Origin of the sequence: Halopseudomonas phragmitis (assembly GCF_002056295.1) — a bacterium.
In the GTDB taxonomy this organism is placed as follows: domain Bacteria; phylum Pseudomonadota; class Gammaproteobacteria; order Pseudomonadales; family Pseudomonadaceae; genus Halopseudomonas; species Halopseudomonas phragmitis.
Genome location: NZ_CP020100.1, coordinates 1,951,247 through 1,970,422 on the forward strand (window position 1 = coordinate 1,951,247; position 19,176 = coordinate 1,970,422).

14 protein-coding genes, 1 tRNA gene and 1 pseudogene are annotated in these 19,176 nt (G+C 59.2%); 13 read left to right on the forward strand and 3 right to left on the reverse strand.

The annotated features are described in order from the left end of the window. Positions 1 to 82: 82 nt before the first annotated feature. The 5 genes from hflK to BVH74_RS08935 all read left to right on the forward strand — a co-directional run bounded on the left by hflK (position 83) and on the right by BVH74_RS08935 (position 5,045). Complete coding sequence (gene hflK, locus BVH74_RS08915) at positions 83 to 1,285, forward strand: FtsH protease activity modulator HflK (protein WP_080049714.1); 1,203 nt, start codon at positions 83 to 85, stop codon at positions 1,283 to 1,285. Next, entirely contained in the window at positions 1,285 to 2,157 is an 873-nt protein-coding gene (hflC, locus tag BVH74_RS08920) for a protease modulator HflC (protein ID WP_080049715.1), read from the forward strand. Before hflK ends, hflC begins: the two co-directional genes overlap by 1 nt. Before the next feature lie 139 nt (positions 2,158 to 2,296). Beyond that, a complete protein-coding gene (locus tag BVH74_RS08925; protein WP_080049716.1) occupies positions 2,297 to 2,482 on the forward strand; it encodes a DUF2065 domain-containing protein in 186 nt (61 codons plus the stop codon). Positions 2,483 to 2,517: 35 nt separating this feature from the next. After that, the gene (locus tag BVH74_RS08930; protein WP_080049717.1) at positions 2,518 to 3,708 is read left to right on the forward strand and encodes an ATP phosphoribosyltransferase regulatory subunit; all 1,191 of its coding nucleotides are present in this window, start codon (positions 2,518 to 2,520) and stop codon (positions 3,706 to 3,708) included. Between the two features lie 47 nt (positions 3,709 to 3,755). Next, positions 3,756 to 5,045, forward strand: a complete 1,290-nt coding sequence (locus tag BVH74_RS08935; RefSeq protein ID WP_080049718.1) for an adenylosuccinate synthase — start codon at positions 3,756 to 3,758, stop codon at positions 5,043 to 5,045. 137 nt (positions 5,046 to 5,182) lie between these two features. Here BVH74_RS08935 and BVH74_RS08940 read toward each other — a convergent pair. Continuing rightward, positions 5,183 to 5,269 (reverse strand) — tRNA-Leu (locus BVH74_RS08940). Between the two features lie 183 nt (positions 5,270 to 5,452). On the opposite strand from BVH74_RS08940, the gene rnr reads away from it, so the two are divergent. The 8 genes and pseudogenes from rnr to BVH74_RS08980 all read left to right on the forward strand — a co-directional run. Next, positions 5,453 to 8,032, forward strand: coding sequence for a ribonuclease R (rnr, locus tag BVH74_RS08945; RefSeq protein ID WP_080049719.1), 2,580 nt, complete (start codon positions 5,453 to 5,455; stop codon positions 8,030 to 8,032). Positions 8,033 to 8,039: 7 nt separating this feature from the next. After that, positions 8,040 to 8,783, forward strand: coding sequence for a 23S rRNA (guanosine(2251)-2'-O)-methyltransferase RlmB (rlmB, locus tag BVH74_RS08950; RefSeq protein WP_080049720.1), 744 nt, complete (start codon positions 8,040 to 8,042; stop codon positions 8,781 to 8,783). A 125-nt stretch (positions 8,784 to 8,908) separates the two neighbouring features. Further along, complete coding sequence (gene rpsF / locus BVH74_RS08955; protein ID WP_080049721.1) at positions 8,909 to 9,334, forward strand: 30S ribosomal protein S6; 426 nt, start codon at positions 8,909 to 8,911, stop codon at positions 9,332 to 9,334. Between the two features lie 41 nt (positions 9,335 to 9,375). Further along, the gene (gene rpsR / locus BVH74_RS08960) at positions 9,376 to 9,606 is read left to right on the forward strand and encodes a 30S ribosomal protein S18 (RefSeq protein ID WP_080049722.1); all 231 of its coding nucleotides are present in this window, start codon (positions 9,376 to 9,378) and stop codon (positions 9,604 to 9,606) included. 38 nt (positions 9,607 to 9,644) lie between these two features. Further along, a complete protein-coding gene (locus tag BVH74_RS08965; protein ID WP_080049723.1) occupies positions 9,645 to 10,532 on the forward strand; it encodes a hypothetical protein in 888 nt (295 codons plus the stop codon). Positions 10,533 to 10,551: 19 nt separating this feature from the next. Beyond that, on the forward strand, positions 10,552 to 10,998 hold the full coding sequence (rplI, locus tag BVH74_RS08970) for a 50S ribosomal protein L9 (protein ID WP_080049724.1): 447 nt from the start codon (positions 10,552 to 10,554) through the stop codon (positions 10,996 to 10,998). Positions 10,999 to 11,163: 165 nt separating this feature from the next. Then, positions 11,164 to 12,555 (forward strand): replicative DNA helicase, encoded by a 1,392-nt coding sequence (gene dnaB / locus BVH74_RS08975; RefSeq protein WP_373279486.1) that lies wholly within the window; start codon positions 11,164 to 11,166, stop codon positions 12,553 to 12,555. Between the two features lie 17 nt (positions 12,556 to 12,572). Continuing rightward, positions 12,573 to 14,738, forward strand: a pseudogene (locus tag BVH74_RS08980) (YgiQ family radical SAM protein); the annotation flags it as partial. Positions 14,739 to 14,993: 255 nt separating this feature from the next. Here BVH74_RS08980 and BVH74_RS08985 read toward each other — a convergent pair. Together BVH74_RS08985 and purD are read right to left on the reverse strand one after the other, a co-directional pair. After that, on the reverse strand, positions 14,994 to 17,678 hold the full coding sequence (locus BVH74_RS08985) for a hybrid sensor histidine kinase/response regulator family protein (protein ID WP_131038195.1): 2,685 nt from the start codon (positions 17,676 to 17,678) through the stop codon (positions 14,994 to 14,996). Between the two features lie 174 nt (positions 17,679 to 17,852). Continuing rightward, complete coding sequence (gene purD / locus BVH74_RS08990; protein WP_080049727.1) at positions 17,853 to 19,130, reverse strand: phosphoribosylamine--glycine ligase; 1,278 nt, start codon at positions 19,128 to 19,130, stop codon at positions 17,853 to 17,855. Positions 19,131 to 19,176 lie beyond the last annotated feature (46 nt).

A 19,176-nucleotide genomic window follows, 5' to 3' on the forward strand; every position in this document is an offset into this window, starting at 1 on the left:
TTTGCGGTACGATTGGCGAAACGGCCGCGGGAGCTTTTCGGCAACCTGTGGCGCGATGGTGGTTTGGACAACGGAGAACGCTATGGCCTGGAATGAGCCTGGTGGTGGTAACAATTCGAATAACCAGGATCCCTGGGGAAGCGGCGGTAACCGCGGTGGCAACCGTGGTGGCAAACAAGGTCCGCCGGATCTCGATGAAGCACTGCGCAAGCTGCAGGACAGCCTGAACAATCTGTTCGGCAGCAACAAGCGCGGTGATGACAACAAGGGCGGTGGTCGCGGCGCAGGCGGCGGTCAGGGGATTCCCAAGGGGCTGTGGGCCATTGCCGGCCTGATTCTGTTTGTTTTCTGGCTGTTCAATGCGGTCTACATGGTTGACGAGCAGGAGCAGGCAGTGATTCTGCGCTTCGGTGAATACAATCGTACCGTCGAGTCGGGTCTGCACCTGTACTTCCCGCCGGTTGAGCGCAAGTTTCAACGCAACGTGACCCAGGTACGTTCTTATCGGCAAGCCGGTCAAATGCTGACCGAAGATGAAAACATCGTTGAGGTGCCACTGGCGGTTCAGTATCGGATCTCCAATCTGGAGAACTTTGTACTCAAGGTCGAAGATCCTGAGACCAGTCTGCGTCATGCTACCGAGAGTGCCCTGCGTCATGTGGTCGGTTCGACCTCTATGCACCAGGTGTTGACCGAAGGTCGTGAGCAGATGGGGGTTGAAGTGACCGAGCGTCTGCAGCGCTACCTGGATCTGTACAACACCGGCATTACCGTAGTGCAGGTCAACATCGAAAGCGCCCAGGCACCGGCCGAGGTTCAGGATGCGTTCGATGACGTGATCCGGGCCCGTGAGGACGAGGTGCGTGAGCGCAATCAGGCCGAGGCTTACGCCAATAGCGTGATTCCTGAAGCGCGTGGTCGGGCCCAGCGTCTGCTGGAAGAGGCCAACGGTTATCGTGATGAAGTCGTGGCACGCGCCGATGGTGAAGCCCAGCGCTTCAATCTGTTGGTCGAGCAGTATCGTCTGGCGCCTGGTGTCATGCGTGAGCGCATGTACCTGGAAACGGTGCAGGATGTGATGCAGAACACCAGCAAGGTTCTGGTTTCCAGTGGCGATGGCAACAACAACTTGCTCTATCTGCCGCTTGACCGGCTGATTCAGCAGGGAGCTGGTGCTTCCGCCAGTCCAAGTGGTTCAGCTTCGGCAAGTGGCGCTGACACCGGCACCGCTCGCCTGCCCATTCAATTGCAGCAGCGTGATCTGCGTTCCAGGGAGACCCGCTGATGAGTAACAAGTCGATGTTTGGGCTGATTGCCGCTCTGGTTCTGGTGGTGGTTGGCTGGCAAAGTTTCTTCGTGGTTAGCCAGATCGAGCGGGGCATTGTCCTGCAGTTTGGTAAGGTTGTGCGCGACGATCTGAGTCCGGGTCTGCACTTCAAATTGCCGTTCGTTCAAGAGGCACATTTGTTTGACGGCCGCTTGCTGACCCTGGATACCGCGACCCAGCGTTATCTGACTCTGGAAAAGAAAGCGCTGATGGTCGATTCCTACGCCAAGTGGCGGATCGCCAATGTGCAGCGCTTCTATACCGCGACCTCGGGTCTGCGTTCGATTGCCGAAGAGCGGTTGTCGCGCCAGTTGGAGTCAGGGCTGCGCAACGAAGTGGCACGTCGGACCTTGCATGAGGTGGTATCAGGTGAGCGCGATCAGTTGATGGCCGATATCACTGCTACGCTCAATACCAGCGCCCAGCGTGAGCTGGGGATCGAAGTGCTGGACGTGCGGGTCAAGGCTATCGATCTTCCGCGCGAGGTCAACCGCAGCGTATTTGAGCGGATGAGCACCGAGCGTGAGCGCGAAGCGCGTGAGCACCGTGCCAAGGGTCGAGAACTGGGTGAGGGTATTCGTGCTGATGCCGACCGTCAGCAGCGGGTCATCCTGGCTGAGGCCTTCCGTGAAGCCGAGCAGATTCGTGGTGATGGTGATGCGCAGGCAGCGGCTATCTATGCCGAGGCCTACCAGAAAGATCCCGAGTTCTACTCGTTCTACCGCAGTTTGCAGGCCTACCGTGAGAGCTTTGCCAGCAAGTCGGATATCCTGATTTTGGATCCGGATAGCGAGTTCTTTAAGTATTTGCAGGGTGCACAGCGACGCTGAGTCTGTTGAGCAACCACACCCGTCGCTTCGGCGGGTGTGGTTGGAAAAAAACGTGTTACAATCGCGCAGCCGGGAAATCCCGGCTTTTTTGTGACCGGCGTGCTCTTTCCGGGTGCCCGGCAAATCGAAGGGTGGGGCAATGTGGCAGAGTCTGGCGACAGCATTGTGCCTGGTGCTGGTGATCGAGGGGTTGATGCCGTTTCTGGCACCGGCTCGCTGGAAGCGTATGCTGATCACGGTAAGTCAGGTCAGTGATCGCCAGTTGCGAGTGATCGGGTTGGCCAGCATGCTGACCGGCACCGCCTTGCTGTATCTGATACGCTGACCATCGCCCGCCATCGCGAATGAAAGGTTGTGAAAATGCCGATTGTTGATCGCTGGCTGTTGCCCGATGGCATCGAGGAAGTGCTGCCCGAAGAGGCCGCCCGTATCGAAGCCGCACGTCGCCAACTGCTGGACCTGTTCGCCTGTTGGGGCTATGACCTGGTCATCACCCCTCATATCGAGTATCTGGAGTCCCTGCTGACCGGCGCCGGGCATGATCTGGAGCTGCAAACCTTCAAGATGATCGATCAGCTTTCCGGGCGCATGCTCGGTCTGCGCGCCGACATCACTCCGCAGGTTGCCCGGATTGATGCTCACACCCTGGGTGCCGAAGGCCCTAGCCGCCTGTGCTACTGCGGTAGCGTGCTGCATACCCTGCCAAGACCGCTGTCTACTGCCCGGAGTCTGATTCAACTGGGTGCCGAGCTGTATGGCGACGCCTCCAGTGCCAGTGACATCGAGGTCATGTCGTTGATGCTGGAAACCCTGACCGCCTGTCAGGTTGAGGGCGTGCATCTGGATATCGGCCATGTTGGCATCTATCGTGGTTTGGTTCAGGCCGCCAGTCTCGATGAAGTGGCTGAGCGCGCGCTGTTCGATGCGTTGCAGCGCAAAGCTGTCGATGAGGTCAAGGTGCTAACCGCCCAGATCGGCCAGGCTTCATTGGCGGCCATGCTCTGCAGCCTGGTCGAGCTGTCTGGTGGGACTGAGGTGCTGGAACGGGCTCATGCCCTGCTCGATGGTGCGCCGGAATCGGTGATGGCTGCGCTGGATGACCTCAGTGAGATTGCTCAGACGCTGTCCAGGCGTTATCCGGATGTACCGTTGTACTTCGATCTGGGTGAGCTGCGTGGCTATCATTACCACACGGGCGTCGTGTTTGCGGCGTTTGTGCCAGGGGTGGGTCAGAGTGTTGCGCAGGGCGGTCGCTATGATGATATCGGTCGCGACTTCGGTCGTGCCCGTCCGGCAACGGGCTTTTCCACCGATTTGCGGTTCCTGGTCGAGCGGGGGCAGGTGGCTCGGGGTCGACGCTCGGCGGGTATTTGGGCGCCCTATGCCGAGGAACCTGGACTACAGGCTGAGGTGGCCGCTTTGCGGGCGGCGGGCGAACGGGTAATTGTCGCGCTGCCGGGGCAGCTCGATGGCGCTGCCCGTGAGCATGGGTGTGATCGAATTCTGCGTTTCAGTCACGACCGCTGGCAGGTCGTGGCGCTGGTTAACTGATTCAATGGCCGTGGGCCAGTCCATTACGAACGAGGCAATAGCTGAACATGGGTAAGAATGTTGTCATTCTGGGCACTCAGTGGGGCGATGAGGGTAAGGGCAAGATCGTTGATCTGCTGACCGATCAGGTGTCTGCCGTGGTGCGTTATCAGGGCGGACACAATGCCGGTCACACCTTGGTGATTGATGGCCAGAAGACCGTGCTGCATCTGATTCCATCGGGCATCCTGCGTGACAACGTCATGTGCCTGATTGGTAATGGCGTGGTGCTGTCGCCTGAGGCGTTGCTCAAGGAGTTGACCCAGCTTGAAGAGCGCGGCGTGCCGGTGCGTGAGCGCCTGCGTATCAGCCCGGCCTGTCCGCTGATTCTGCCCTATCACGTGGCGTTGGATCAGGCTCGGGAAAAGGCTCGCGGTGAGGCCAAGATCGGCACTACCGGGCGCGGTATTGGTCCGGCCTATGAAGACAAGGTCTCGCGTCGCGGTCTGCGAGTGGCTGATCTGTTTCATCGTGAGCGCTTTGCTGCCAAGTTGGGTGAGGTTCTGGATTACCACAACTTCGCGCTGCAGCATTACTACAAGGTCGATCCGATCGACTTCCAGAAGACTCTGGATGAGGCCATGGGCTATGCCGAGTGGCTGGCACCGCTGATGACCGATGTGACTGCGCATCTGCATGAGTTGCGTCGCAAGGGCGCCAATATCATGTTCGAGGGTGCGCAGGGCTCCTTGCTGGATATCGACCACGGCACCTATCCGTTTGTGACCAGCTCCAACACCACGGCTGGTGGTACCGCTACTGGTTCGGGTTTTGGTCCGTTGTATCTGGATTATGTGCTGGGCATTACCAAAGCCTACACTACGCGGGTTGGTTCTGGTCCGTTTCCGACCGAGTTGTTCGATGATGTCGGTGCACGCCTGGCCGAGCGTGGTCATGAGTTTGGTTCGACCACCGGGCGTGCGCGTCGCTGCGGCTGGTTCGATGCAGTGATTCTGCGTCGGGCAATCGAGATCAATAGTATCAGCGGCTTGTGTCTGACCAAGCTGGACGTACTCGATGGTCTGGACGTGATTCGCATCTGTGTGGGTTATCGCAATGCCGAGGGTGCTGTGATCGAAGCGCCGACCGATGCTGACAGCTATATCGGCCTGGAGCCGGTGTACGAGGATGTGCCTGGCTGGCACGAATCGACTGTCGGGGCCAAGACCATGGAGCAGTTGCCGGCCAATGCCCGGGCTTATATCGAGCGGATCGAGCAGTTGGTTGGTGCGCCGATCGATATTATCTCGACCGGTCCGGATCGGAACGAGACCATTATTCTGCGCCAGGTTTTCTGAGCGCAGAGTAAAAAGCCAAAGGCGCCTGCGGGCGCCTTTTTGCTGTTTACGGCACGAAGGGAGCAAGTGTGTTCTGCTAAGAAGGGTTGTGGAGCAGAAACGAAAAAACCGAGTCACAAGGACTCGGTTTCTTGAATTGGTGCCCAGGAGAAGACTCGAACTTCCACGGCCGTAAGGCCACTAGCACCTGAAGCTAGCGTGTCTACCAATTTCACCACCTGGGCGTGCCGTTTGGGTTGTTTGAACTAAGCTTAACCAGTCTTGGTTAGCTGTGTTCAACTGTTTCCCTGTCGACGGCGCGCATAATACGAAGCTGCGAAGGGCTTGTAAACCCCTGTTTGCAAAAAAAATTCACGGCTATTGATAAAAGGTGCATGAAACGTCGTTTCGCGGTTCAATAGGTGTCTATGACGAAGAAAAGCAAATCCAAAGCCTCGGACTCCGTGCCGAGCAACGCTGGTTTCCCCGACTCCGCCGGGGTACTCGACTGGACTCAATTCGATCCGGCCGCCCAGCGTGAAGCGGAGAAATACGACAACCCCATTCCCAGTCGCGAACTGATTCTGCGGCTGCTGGCCGAGCGCGGTGCGCCGGCGACCCGGGCTCAACTACAGGCCGAGTTTGGTTTGCACGATGACGAGGCGATCGAAGCCTTGCGTCGTCGCCTGCGAGCCATGGAGCGTGACGGCCAGCTCATCTATACCCGGCGCGGGGCTTATGCTCCCGTTGACAAACTCGACCTGATCAAGGGGCGGGTGGTTGGTCATCGTGACGGGTTCGGTTTTCTGGTGCCTGATGAAGGCGGGGAAGATCTGTTCCTCGGTCCGACCCAGATGCGCTTCGTATTCGATGGTGATCGAGTGCTGGGTCGGGTCACCGGAGTTGATCGCCGCGGACGCAGCGAAGGTGCGATCGTCGAGGTACTGGAGCGGGCCCACGAATACCTGGTTGGGCGCTTCTATGAGGAAAACGGCATTGCCTTCGTGGTGGCTGATAACGCCAAGATCAATCATGAAGTGCTGATTCCGCCGGGCTGTGCCGGCCAAGCCGTGCATGGTCAGTACGTGGAAGTGCGGATCACCCAGTGGCCGACTCTGCACCGGCCGGCGCAGGGTGAAGTCTTTGAGGTAGTGGGCGATTACATGGCGCCCGGGGTTGAGATTGAAGTGGCTCTGCGTAGCTACGATATCCCCAGCGTCTGGCCGCAGGCGGTGCTGGATGAAGCTGCCCGGCTCAAGGATTATGTCGAGGAAAAAGACAAGCTCAAACGGGTCGACTTGCGTCACCTGCCGCTGGTCACCATCGACGGTGAGGACGCTCGCGACTTCGATGACGCAGTGTACTGCGAGCCGCACAAGGCCAGCGGCTGGAAGTTGTTTTCCGGCGGCTGGAAGCTGTATGTGGCGATTGCCGATGTGTCTCACTATGTGACTATTGGTTCGGCGCTGGATGCCGAAGCCGAGCTGCGTGGTACTTCGGTGTATTTCCCCAGCGAAGTGATCCCGATGTTGCCTGAGGCCTTGTCCAACGGTCTGTGCTCGCTCAATCCGCATGTTGATCGGTTGGCGATGGTCTGCGAAATGACTATTTCCAAGCACGGCGAGCTGACTGATTTCCAGTTCTACGAAGCGGTGATTCACTCTCACGCCCGGCTGACCTATAACCAGGTCTCGGCCATGCTTGAGCACCCGCGTAGCAAGGAAGGCAAGCTGTTCAGTCAGGAGTTCGCTACGGTACTGCCGCACCTCAAGGATCTCTACGAACTCTACAAAGCGCTGTTCAAGGCTCGTCAGGGGCGTGGCGCGATTGATTTTGAAACTACAGAAACGCGGATTTTGTTTGGCGAGAATCGCAAGATCGCCGAGATTCTGCCGACCACGCGCAATGACGCGCACAAGATTATCGAGGAGTGCATGCTGGCGGCCAACGTTGCCACCGCGCGCTTCATGCAGGAGCTGGAAATTCCGGCGCTGTACCGTGTGCACGATGCTCCTCAGGCGGAAAAGCTCGAGCGCCTGCGTCAGTTCTTGTCGGCGCTGGGTCTGAGTCTGACGCGCAAGAAGGGCGATCCCACACCCGAGGATTACAGTGCGGTATTGCAGAAAATCCAGAGCCGGCCTGATGCCCAGTTGATCCAGACGGTGATGCTGCGCTCGCTGAGTCAGGCGGTATATAGCCCGCACAATGCTGGGCACTTCGGCCTTAATTACGAGGCTTATACCCATTTCACCTCGCCGATCCGGCGCTATCCGGACTTGCTGACTCACCGCGCCATTCGTAGTGTGATCCGCTCGCGGCGCAAGACCGACCGGGTGCAACGCGCTGGTGGTGGGGTGATTCCCAAGGCGCGGATATACCCCTATGAATTGCCGCAACTCGATCAGTTGGGGGTTCAGTGTTCGCAGAACGAGCGGCGTGCCGATGAGGCTTCCCGTGATGTGGTCAATTGGCTCAAGTGTGAGTTCATGCAGGATCGGGTCGGCGAGGACTTCGACGGTCTGGTGACTGCGGTGACCAACTTTGGTCTGTTCGTTGAGTTGCGTGACATCTATGTCGAAGGGTTGGTGCACATCACCGCCTTGCCGGCCGACTATTACCACTTCGATCAGATTCACCATCGCCTGACCGGCGAGCGCGCCGGGCGCAGCTTCCGTTTGGGCGATCTGGTGCGGGTGAAGGTGGCTCGGGTTGATCTGGATGATCGCAAGATTGATTTCGAGTTGGTGGTCGATGCCGGATCGCTCAAGCCCGACCCGAATGCCAGTCGTGCAGTGCGCGAACGGTTGATGGCCGAAGTGCGTCAGGCCGAAGGCAAAGGCAGGTCGGAGCGTAAGGGCTCGGGCAAGTCAGGCGCAAAGGTCGCAGGCAAAAAAGCCAAGACCGGCAAGTCGGCGACAGCCAGGGCTCCGGCGCCGGGCAAGGGCAAGCCGACTGCCGACAAGGGGGTTCCGGGTGGGCGGGCACCGCGTAAACGCAAGGCCAGGTAGATAGTAAATGAGTGACAAGGAATATGTATTCGGCCTGCATGCGGTGCAGGCCTTGTTGCAGCGCAATCCCAAGCGGGTCAAGCGTCTGCTGTTGCAGCGTGGTCGCCTGGATGGGCGGGTGCAGGCTGTGGTGGATCTGGCCGAGTCGCAGGGGCTGAAGCTTGAGCGGGTGGGGGCTGACGAGTTGGAGCAGTTGGCCGATGGTGTACATCAGGGCGTGGTAGCCGAGGTTGCACCGAGCCAGCTCTGGTCTGAGGAAATGCTCGGACACCTGCTCGACAAGCTGGATACACCGGCACTGCTGCTGGTGCTCGACGGCGTCACCGATCCGCATAATCTGGGAGCCTGTCTGCGCAGCGCCGATGCCGCCGGGGCGCAGGCGGTGATTATTCCCAAGGATCGTTCCGCCGGGTTGACGCCGGTGGTGCGCAAGGTGGCCTGTGGTGCGGCGGAAACCGTGCCTCTGGTCGCCGTGACCAATCTGGCCCGCACCCTTAAGCAGTTGCAGCAGCGTGGACTGTGGGTGGTCGGCGCTGCCGGCGAGGCCGAACAGTTGATCTATCAGGTCGATATGAGTGTGCCTACGGTGATCGTCATGGGCGCTGAAGGCAGCGGCTTGCGCCGTTTGACCCGTGAGCACTGTGATTTTCTCGCCAAGCTGCCGATGGCTGGCAGTGTCAGTAGCCTCAATGTCTCGGTTGCCACCGGTATCTGTCTGTTCGAGGCGGTTCGCCAGCGTTCGCAGCCTTGATCGGTTGCGCCAGCGTTTTCCCTTGCCAGTAACCCGGTCGTTCTCTAGAATGGCCGGCCCAATCCTATGTTCCACTCCTTGCCAGACCGTATTGGGCGGCTGGCTATAACCCGTAAGGAGCACCTATGCGTCATTACGAAATCGTATTCCTGGTTCATCCGGACCAGAGTGAGCAGGTTAACGGCATGGTTGAGCGTTACACCAAGCTCATCGAGGAAGATGGTGGCAAGATCCATCGCCTGGAAGACTGGGGCCGTCGCCAGCTGGCTTACCCGATCGACAAGATCCACAAAGCTCACTACATCATGCTGAATGTAGAGTGCAGCGCCAATGCCCTGGAAGAACTGACCGAGAACTTCCGTTACAACGATGCGGTTATTCGTAACCTGGTCATCCGTCGTGACGAAGCCATCACCGAACAGTCTGACATGCTCAAGCCCGAAGATGGTGGTCGTGGTGAGCGTCGTGAGCGTCGTGAGCGCGCTGATAGCGATAACGACAGCGATAACGATGCTGACAGCAACGACGCCGAAGACGGCGACGACGAGTAAGTTTTCCGGTTCATTTTTTCCAATTTTAAGGAGACGCTGCCATGGCACGTTTTTTCCGTCGCAGAAAGTTCTGCCGTTTCACCGCTGAAGGCGTAAAAGAGATCGATTACAAGGATCTCAACACCCTGAAGGCCTACATCACCGAAACCGGCAAGATCGTACCCAGCCGTATCACCGGTACCAAGGCCAAGTATCAGCGTCAGCTGGCTGCTGCTATCAAGCGCGCCCGCTACCTGGCTCTGCTGCCTTACACCGATAGCCACGGCCGTTGATCGTTAACGGTCACAGGTAATCAGGGGTTTTAACCGGTATGCGCGCGTTAGCGGAATACATCATGCGTGGTCGCAAACAGGCCACCCTGGCGGTGGCTGTTTCGACTGCCGTTCCGTTGCTGTTCTGGCTGGGCGCTGCTGCGCTGGCACTGATCGTGCTGCGCCGGGGGCTGGCTGATGCCATGCCGGTCATGGTCTGGGGCGCGCTGCCAGCGCTGGCCTGGGCTTTTGTAGGCGATCTGACGCCGCTGCTGGTGCTTGCTGGTAGTGTGGGCCTGGCTGTGTTGCTGCGTCAGCGCAGTGACTGGGTGCCGGTAGTGTTGGCGGCAGTACCGCTGGGGCTGGTATACGCCCTGGTGCTGATGCTGTTTCTGGCTGAGCCGCTGCAGGCCCTGGCCGGGCAGATTCAGCAGTTGTTGCCGCAGATGCTGGGCGAACTCGATAGTGCGGTACTGGCGCGCCTGGAGCGCTTGCTGGTACCGCTGCTGGCTGGCCTGATGGGCGCAGTACACGCCATGATGGCGCTGGTAGCCTTGATGATTGGTCGTTCCTGGCAGGCCGGGTTGTATAACCCTGGTGGTTTCCGTCAGGAGTTCCATCGTCTACGCCTGCCGAGCGTGGCGGCTATTGTTCTGCTGGCACTGACCGTGTTCGGTCCGCAGTTCGGTCAGTTGGCCCTGCTGTCGCCAGTGGCCAGCGTACCGCTGGTATTGGCCGGTCTGGCTCTGGTGCATGGCGTGGTCGGTCTGAAGGGACTGGGCAGCGCCTGGCTGGTAGTGACCTATGTGCTGCTGCTGGTCTTTGCCCAGTTTGCTTTCCCCCTGATTATGTTGTTGGCGTTTGTTGATAGTCTGTTCGATTTTCGTTCCCGCATGGCGCCGGCACAAGGGCCGCGCAACGGTGACGACTCGAACGGCCGAGATTGAATTTCAAGAGGTCATCGCAATGGAAGTTATCCTGCTCGAAAAGATCGCGAATCTGGGTAACCTGGGCGACAAGGTCGCTGTTAAAGCTGGTTACGCACGCAATTTCCTGCTGCCGTTCGGCAAGGCCACTCAGGCAACTGCCGATAACATCGCTGCTTTCGAAGCTCGCCGCGCCGAGCTGGAGAAGGCTGCTGCCGAGAAGAAAGCTGCTGCCGAAGCTCGTGCTGCCAAGCTGGAAGGCCTGGTTGTCACTATCGCCGCCAATGCCGGTGAAGAAGGCAAGCTGTTTGGCTCGATCGGTACTCGTGACATCGCTGACGCAGTTACCGCTGCCGGTGTTGAAATCGAGAAGAGCGAAGTTCGTCTGCCCGAAGGTGCTCTGCGCGCCATTGGTGAGTTCGAAATCGCTCTGCAGCTGCACACCGATGTGGACGCCACTGTCAAGCTGGTCGTCATCGCCGGCTAAGCAGTGCTCTGGAGGCGGGCCTGGGGCAATTGTCGCCAACGTTGAGGCGTTGCGGATGATTTGCCTGGACTTTGCCGCTAGACTGGACACGGCGCTTGTCGCAGACAGGCGCCGTGTTGCTTTTTCTGATGTCGCTGTTTTGAGTCTGTCCCGATGAATGATTCGATGGTTGCTAGCACCGCGGAACTGGACTTACAGACCAGTGCGCTAAAGATTCCCCCGCACTCGATTGAAGCCGAGCAGGCTGTGCTGGGTGGGGTGATGCTGGAAAACAGCGCCTGGGATCGGGTGGCCGAACAGGTCAGCGACAACGATTTCTACCGCCATGATCATCGGCTTATTTTCCGTGCACTGGTCAGTCTAGCTGCGCGCAACATGCCGTTTGATGTGGTGACCCTGGCCGAGGAGCTGGACCGTGAAGGCCTGATTGATCAGGTCGGAGGTCTGGCCTATCTGGGGCAGTTAGCCAAGAATACTCCTTCGGCCGCCAATATCGGCACCTATGCGCAGATCATTCGCGAGCGCGCCACTTTGCGCCAGTTGATCAGCATCAGTTCTGATATTGCCGACACAGCCTTCAATCCCAAGGGGATGCAGGCGACCGAGGTGCTCGATGAGGCCGAGCGCAAGATCTTTGCTATCGCCGAGAGCCGACCCAAGACCGGTGGTCCCGAGTCGGTCAATACCCTGTTGACCAAGGCCATTGATCGTATCGATACGCTGTTCAACAGCGAAGGCTCGATTACCGGCCTGTCGACCGGCTTCACCGATCTGGACAACATGACATCCGGGTTGCAGCCAGCGGATCTGGTGATTGTGGCCGGTCGTCCGTCGATGGGTAAGACCACTTTTTCCATGAACCTGGTCGAGAATGCGGTGCTGCGCAGCGACAAGGTCGTCCTTGTGTTCTCGCTGGAGATGCCGGGTGAGTCGTTGATCATGCGTATGCTATCGTCGCTGGGGCGGATTGATCAGACCAAGGTGCGCTCGGGTCGGCTTGACGATGATGACTGGCCGCGTCTGACCTCGGCGGTAAACCTGCTCAACGACCGCAAGCTGTTTATTGACGATACCGCTGGTCTGTCGCCGATGGAGATGCGAGCCCGGGCTCGACGGATTGTCCGTGAGCATGGCGACATTGCCCTGATCATGATCGACTACCTGCAGCTGATGCGCATCGGTGGTAGTGGTTCGGAGAACCGGACCAACGAAATTTCCGAAATCTCGCGCTCACTCAAGGCGTTGGCCAAGGAGTTCAATACTCCGGTGGTGGCCTTGTCGCAGCTCAACCGCTCGCTGGAGCAGCGCCCGAACAAGCGTCCGATCAACTCCGACTTGCGTGAATCCGGAGCGATCGAGCAGGACGCCGACGTGATCATGTTCGTCTACCGTGACGAGGTCTATCACCCGGACACCCAAGACAAGGGGATAGCCGAGATCATTATCGGTAAACAGCGTAACGGCCCGATCGGTACCTGCCGACTGGCCTTCCTGGGTAAGTACACCCGTTTCGAGAACCTTGCCCCCGGCGCCTACCAGGGCTACGGGGAGGAGTAATGATGTTGGCCCCCAGCATGCCGGCGGCACGACCGCTGTTCGATTATCCGAAATACTGGGCTGAATGCTTTGGTCCGGCACCCTTTCTGCCCATGTCGCAGGAAGAGATGGATCTGCTTGGCTGGGATAGCTGCGACATCATCATCGTCACCGGCGATGCCTATGTCGACCACCCATCGTTCGGCATGGCGGTGATTGGTCGGCTGCTTGAAGCTCAGGGCTTCCGGGTCGGGATCATCAGTCAGCCGGACTGGCACAGCAAGGCCGACTTTATGAAGCTGGGCAAGCCCAACCTGTTCTACGGGGTGGCCGCCGGCAATATGGATTCGATGATCAACCGCTATACCGCGGACCGCAAGATCCGTTCCGATGATGCCTATACCGCTGGTGGCAAGGGTGGCAGCCGGCCGGATCGGGCCAGCCTGGTCTATAGTCAGCGCTGCCGTGAAGCTTATAAGGATGTGCCTATCATCCTCGGTGGGATTGAGGCCTCGCTGCGCCGGATCGCCCACTACGATTATTGGCAGGACAAGGTGCGGCGCTCGATTCTTGTCGATGCCAGGGCCGACTTGCTGCTGTTCGGCAATGCCGAGCGGGCGGTGGTCGAAGTCGCCCAGCGGCTCAGCCGCGGCGAGGCAGTCGAACAGTTGACCGACATTCGTGGTACCGCTTTCATTCGCAGAGACAGCCCAGAGGGCTGGTTTGAGCTGGATTCGAGTCGGATCGATCGGCCGGGCAAGATCGACAAGATCATCAATCCCTATATCAATACTCAGGACACCAGCGCCTGTGCGGTCGAGCAGGCCAAAGGCCCTGAGCCGGAAGCCGATGACGGTGCGCAGGTGGTGCAGTTGCTGCCGCATCCACGTCTGGAGCGTGATCGCACGGTGATTCGCTTGCCGGCTTATGAAAAGGTCAAGAGCGACCCTGTACTGTATGCCCATGCCAATCGGGTGTTGCACCTGGAAACCAATCCTGGCAATGCCCGGGCGCTGGTACAGCGCCATGGTGATCAGGAGGTCTGGTTCAATCCGCCGCCGATTCCGCTGTCGACCGAGGAAATGGACTATGTGTTCGGGCTGCCCTATGCCCGGGTGCCACATCCGGCCTATGGTGGTGAGAAAATTCCGGCCTACGAGATGATCCGCTTCTCGGTCAACATCATGCGTGGCTGTTTCGGTGGTTGTACCTTCTGCTCGATCACCGAACACGAAGGACGGATCATCCAGAACCGTTCGCATGAGTCGATCATCCGTGAGATCGAAGAAATCCGCGACAAGGTGCCGGGTTTCACTGGGGTGATTTCCGATCTGGGGGGGCCAACCGCCAACATGTATCGGGTTGCCTGCAAGAGTCCGGAAATTGAGGCAGCCTGTCGTAAGCCCTCGTGCGTGTTCCCTGGCATCTGTGACAACCTCAATACCGACCACTCTTCACTGATCGGTCTGTACCGCAAGGCCCGTGAGTTGCCAGGGGTCAAGAAGATTCTGATCGCCTCGGGGCTGCGCTATGACCTGGCGGTGGAGTCGCCGGAGTACGTCAAGGAACTGGTCACTCATCATGTTGGTGGCTATCTGAAGATCGCCCCTGAGCATACCGAAGAGGGGCCGCTGAATCAGATGATGAAGCCGGGCATCGGTTCCTATGACCGCTTCAAGCAGATGTTCGAGAAGTACAGCAAGGAGGCGGGCAAGGAGCAATACCTGATCCCGTACTTCATTGCTGCGCATCCGGGCACCACCGATGAAGACATGATGAACCTGGCGCTGTGGCTCAAGCGCAATGGTTTCCGGGCCGATCAGGTGCAGGCCTTCTATCCTTCGCCGATGGCCACTGCCACCGCGATGTATCACAGTGGCAAGAACCCATTGCGCAAGGTGACCTACAAGAGTGATGGGGTGACCATCGTCAAGGGTGAGCGTCAGCGCCGGTTGCACAAAGCCTTCCTGCGTTATCACGATCCGAACAACTGGCCGCTGCTGCGCGAAGCGCTCAAGGCCATGGGCCGGACCGATCTGATCGGCAATGGCAAGCATCAGTTGATCCCGACTTTCCAGCCAGCGGTCGATGGCTACCAGAGTGCCCGACGCAAGAACTCGACACCGCTCGGCAGCAAGAAGGCCGGACGCATTCTGACCCAGCATACAGGCCTGCCGCCGCGCGAGACTGGCGCCGGTAAGCCGGCCAAGCGTAAGCCGGGACGTCAGCGTCCGGGGCGCTGACGCTTCTCTATGAGGGTCATACAGGCTTTCTAATGGCGTTGTCGACATGGGCCAACTAAGCTGATCAAACAGCTTCAGGAGGAATCTGTCATGTCGATTGTCAAACTGATGAGTAATGTCTTCGCCTGCTATGCCGCCGCCTCAAGTGGAGTGGCGACTGAGTCTGTCAGCGATTGTGAGCTGATGCCCAGGCTTTCAATGTGATGCCTGAGCCGCTCAGGCTTTCAGGCTCCTGCGCTCAATCCAGTAACTCATCTGTTCCTTGAGTTGCGACAGTTCGACCGGTTTGGCCATGTGGCCGTCCATTCCGGCCTTGCGTGCCCGTTCACGGTGTTCCGGCAAGATGTGTGCGGTCAGGGCAATGATCGGCAACGGCTGACGACCGTTGTGCTGCTCCCACTGACGAATGCGTTCGGCGGCGGTAAAACCGTCCATTTCGGGCATTTCGCAGTCCATTAGAATTAGATCAAAACGTCCGCTCTTGGCCGCTTCCAGGGCCTGTTGACCATTGCTGACGGCTTCCGCATCGATCTTGAGCTTGCTCAGCATGCCGCGTATTACTTTGGTCGATATGCTGTTATCTTCGGCGATCAGTACCCGAAACGGAGTGCCGAGGCTGGCATCGGACTCCGTTGTTAGCGCTTCGGTATGGGCTTGTTCGTGATGCTGGAGCCACTCATCGATCAGGGTGGTACGCAGGGTATAGCCGGCCACCGGCTTGTTCAGCACCCGACGAATACCGGCATTGCGAGCCACCACGCGACTGGGAAGCTGATTGATGCCGGTCAGCATGATGATCAGCAGGTCGTCGGGAATGCCGGGGTCGTCCTTGAGCCGGCTGGCCAGTTCCAGGCCGCTCATGCCGGGCATCGACTGATCGACCAGCAGAATATCGAAAGGCGTGCCCAGGTTGGCTTGGCTACGCAAGAGCGCTAGTGCCTCTTTGCCGCTGGCGGCAACTTGCGGCTGCATGCCCCAGGCGCTGGTCTGCTGCTGGAGAACCTTACGGCAGGTGGCGTTGTCGTCGACGATCAGTACGCTGCGCTCCTGCAGGCAGCGACCCTCACTGTCGGGTTCAGTCTGGCTTGTGACTGCTTGAGCGGGGAGGGTGAACCAGACCGTATTGCCCTGTTCGTTGCCCTGCTTGATGCCGAGTTGGCCGTGCATCATATGGATGAGCTGACGGCTGATGGCCAGGCCAAGATACCCACTGCCGTCATATGGTCCGGCCTGACTGCGGCCCGGGTCGGCGCGCAGCAGGCAGTCACGGGCTTCACTGGGCATGCTGGTGCCACTGTCCTGAACCGCGAAGCGCAGTACCTGTTCATCGCGGGATTTCTTTTCCAGGGCTACTGCCAGCATGATCTCTCCCTGGCTGGTGTGGCGCAGGGCGTTGGTGAGCAGGTTAAGCAGAATCTGGCGCAAGCGAGTCGGATCACCCTGTAGGGTTCTGGGTACCTCTGGATGGACGAAGCTGATCAGTTCCAGACTGTGACCATCGACCCGGCTGCGGAAAATATCCAAACAGTCATTGACCAGCGCATGCAGGTCGAATTGGACGTTTTCCAGAATCAGTTGCCCTGATTCCAGGCGTGACATGTCGAGAATTTCGTTGATCAGGTTGAGCAGGTCATTGCCTGAACTGTGAATGGTCTGTACGTAATCGCGTTGCTTGGCCGACAGCGCGGTATCGAGCAGCAGCTCGCTCATGCCCAGTACCCCGTTCATAGGGGTGCGGATTTCATGACTGATGCGGGCCAGAAACTCGGCTTTGGCCCGGCGCTCGGCTTGGTGGGTGGCCTCGGCGCTGTTGCTGCGCCGCTGGTTGGCAAGCTGGCGCTGCAGGCGTTTGTGCAGGCTCCAGGCAAAACTGACGAGGGCCAGCCAGAGTACGAAATCGGCCAGATTCTGGTGGTGAACCAACTGTAATTGTTCGGTCTCCACCAGCCAACTGGCGATCATCAATAGCGCGCCAAACAGGAAAGTCCGGTCGATACCTTGTTGGCGCAGCCACAGATGACCGATCAGGGCCATGGTGAACAGTGGTACGCCCAGATGCAGCAGGCTGGACAGATGCGGCATCAGCCCCGGTTGCAGCGCGGCAAGCAAAGCACAGGCGGCGCAAAGCAGCGCCCCGGCCAGTACGGCGCGACGGGCTGGAGTGGGGTCGCGTTCGGGTAGCATGCCCAGAGTCAATAGCAGAATGATCGGCATGGCCAGCAAGTGGAGAAAATCGCTGGCCGGACCGTATAGCAGAGGAATCTGGCGGGCAGCCCAGTCTATCGTACCCAGGCTGGACAGGCTGAGAATCAGTCCGCTCAGGGCCAGCAGCAGGTGTAACAAGTCGCGACCAACCAGGCCCTGGAGTAGGCCATGGAGCATAATGGCTAGCATCAGGCCGACCAGGATTCCGCTCAGGGCCTGCCCCAGAGTGTGTTCGGCAATGGCTGTTGGGGTATCGTGCAGGTGCAGGCCGGTAGTCATGGCATAGTCGCTGTGCAGACGTAGGTAGATGACGGCCTGGCTTTCAGCCTGGGGTTCGACTGGAAAGCTGAATGCTGCATGGGGAAGTGGGCGCTGGCTGGGCGGCTGATAGGCGCCGGTGTGGAAGCGGCTGCGTGGAATACCGTCTTCGAGCAGGTAGAAGTGGATACTGGGGATAACCCGGTTGTCCAGTTCCAGCCACTTAGGGTGATTGTCGGCCAGTGGCAGCATCAGCCACAGGGCGGCACCTTGGCCGGGCAGTTGCAGAGGTCCTGGCGGAGCGGGAACGAAGCGGTTGATATAACGGTTGGAAAGCATGTCGGCCAGATCCAGCTCACCACTGGCGTCGACGAAAGTACGTAAGCCGGTTTGTGGATGGCCGCTGGCCTGACTCAGGGGGCTGAAGAGCAGAAACAAGCCAACTAGGCTGCAGACTAACAACCGATAGGCGGTCACGTTGACTGGGTCCTGTCCATGGGCATCGGGCAACTCAGGCTCGGTATATTGCCGGGAGTATAGCTGATGGCCATGGCAAGCGGTATGGATTGGTCGGCCGGGAGGTTGTCCCTGCCGGCCAATCCACTATGAACCTCAGCTCTCCCGGGCAATCGCACGGTAGCCGATGTCCTTGCGGTAGAAGCAACCGTCCCAACTGATATCTGCGGCCAACTGATAGGCGCGCTGCTGGGCTTCGCGTACGCTGCTGCCAAGAGCGGTAGCGCAGAGCACGCGGCCACCGCTGGTGACTATCTGGCCGTCCTTCAGGGCGGTTCCAGCATGGAACACCTTGGCTTCGGCACTGCCAGCGCTCAAACCGCTGATTGGCGCGCCCTTGGCGTAGTCGCCCGGGTAGCCGCCGGCGGCCAGTACTACGCCCAGGCTCGGACGCGGATCCCATTGGGCCTGAATCTGATCCAGGCGTGTATCAAGGGCGGCTTCGACCAGTTCCACTAAGCTCGACTGCAGGCGCAGCATGACAGGCTGGGTCTCCGGGTCGCCAAAACGGCAGTTGAACTCGATGACCTTAGGCGCGCCAGTGGCATCAATCATCAGGCCGGCGTAAAGGAAACCAGTATAGACATTGCCTTCAGCGGCCATGCCGCGCACGGTTGGCCAGATCACCTCATCCATGACCCGTTGGTGCACTGCGTCGGTGACCACCGGGGCCGGAGAGTAGGCGCCCATGCCGCCGGTATTCGGGCCGCTGTCGCCATCGCCGACACGCTTGTGGTCCTGGCTGGTGGCCATGGCCAGCACATGCTCGCCATCGACCATGACGATGAAGCTGGCTTCTTCACCATCAAGGAACTCCTCGATCACGACGCGTGAACCGGCCTCGCCAAAGGCATTGCCGGCCAGCATATCGCGCACGGCGGCTTCGGCTTCGTCCAGAGTCATGGCGACGATCACGCCTTTGCCGGCAGCCAGACCGTCAGCTTTGATCACGATGGGCGCGCCTTTTTCGCGCAGATAGGCCAGCGCGGGTTCGATCTCGGTGAAGTTGCAGTATTCGGCGGTGGGAATCTGGTGGCGGGCCAGGAAGTCTTTGGTGAAGGCCTTGGAGCCTTCCAGCTGAGCTGCGGCGGCGGTTGGACCAAAGCATTTCAGCCCGGCGCTGCGGAAGCGATCGACCACGCCGGCGACCAGTGGAGCCTCGGGGCCGACGATGGTCAGGGCCACGTTGTCGCGGGCGAAGGCCACCAGCGCGTCCAGATCCAGCACATCAATGGCGACATTTTCACACTTGGCTTCGGTGGCGGTACCGGCATTGCCCGGAGCGACAAACACCTTCTCGACGCGCTCATCCTGCGCCACTTTCCACGCCAGTGCGTGTTCACGCCCGCCGCTGCCGATAATCAATACGTTCATGCTGTTACCTCAAAATTCATTTGGGGTTTTCCGTTAGCAACTCGAA

Coding starts and splice junctions, on each gene's coding strand:
- hflK (WP_080049714.1), top strand. CDS start 83: ATGGCCTGGAATGAGCCTGGTGGTGGTAACAATTCGAATAACCAGGAT.
- hflC (WP_080049715.1), top strand. CDS start 1,285: ATGAGTAACAAGTCGATGTTTGGGCTGATTGCCGCTCTGGTTCTGGTG.
- BVH74_RS08925 (WP_080049716.1), top strand. CDS start 2,297: ATGTGGCAGAGTCTGGCGACAGCATTGTGCCTGGTGCTGGTGATCGAG.
- BVH74_RS08930 (WP_080049717.1), top strand. CDS start 2,518: ATGCCGATTGTTGATCGCTGGCTGTTGCCCGATGGCATCGAGGAAGTG.
- BVH74_RS08935 (WP_080049718.1), top strand. CDS start 3,756: ATGGGTAAGAATGTTGTCATTCTGGGCACTCAGTGGGGCGATGAGGGT.
- rnr (WP_080049719.1), top strand. CDS start 5,453: ATGACGAAGAAAAGCAAATCCAAAGCCTCGGACTCCGTGCCGAGCAAC.
- rlmB (WP_080049720.1), top strand. CDS start 8,040: ATGAGTGACAAGGAATATGTATTCGGCCTGCATGCGGTGCAGGCCTTG.
- rpsF (WP_080049721.1), top strand. CDS start 8,909: ATGCGTCATTACGAAATCGTATTCCTGGTTCATCCGGACCAGAGTGAG.
- rpsR (WP_080049722.1), top strand. CDS start 9,376: ATGGCACGTTTTTTCCGTCGCAGAAAGTTCTGCCGTTTCACCGCTGAA.
- BVH74_RS08965 (WP_080049723.1), top strand. CDS start 9,645: ATGCGCGCGTTAGCGGAATACATCATGCGTGGTCGCAAACAGGCCACC.
- rplI (WP_080049724.1), top strand. CDS start 10,552: ATGGAAGTTATCCTGCTCGAAAAGATCGCGAATCTGGGTAACCTGGGC.
- dnaB (WP_373279486.1), top strand. CDS start 11,164: ATGGTTGCTAGCACCGCGGAACTGGACTTACAGACCAGTGCGCTAAAG.
- purD (WP_080049727.1), bottom strand. CDS start 19,130: ATGAACGTATTGATTATCGGCAGCGGCGGGCGTGAACACGCACTGGCG.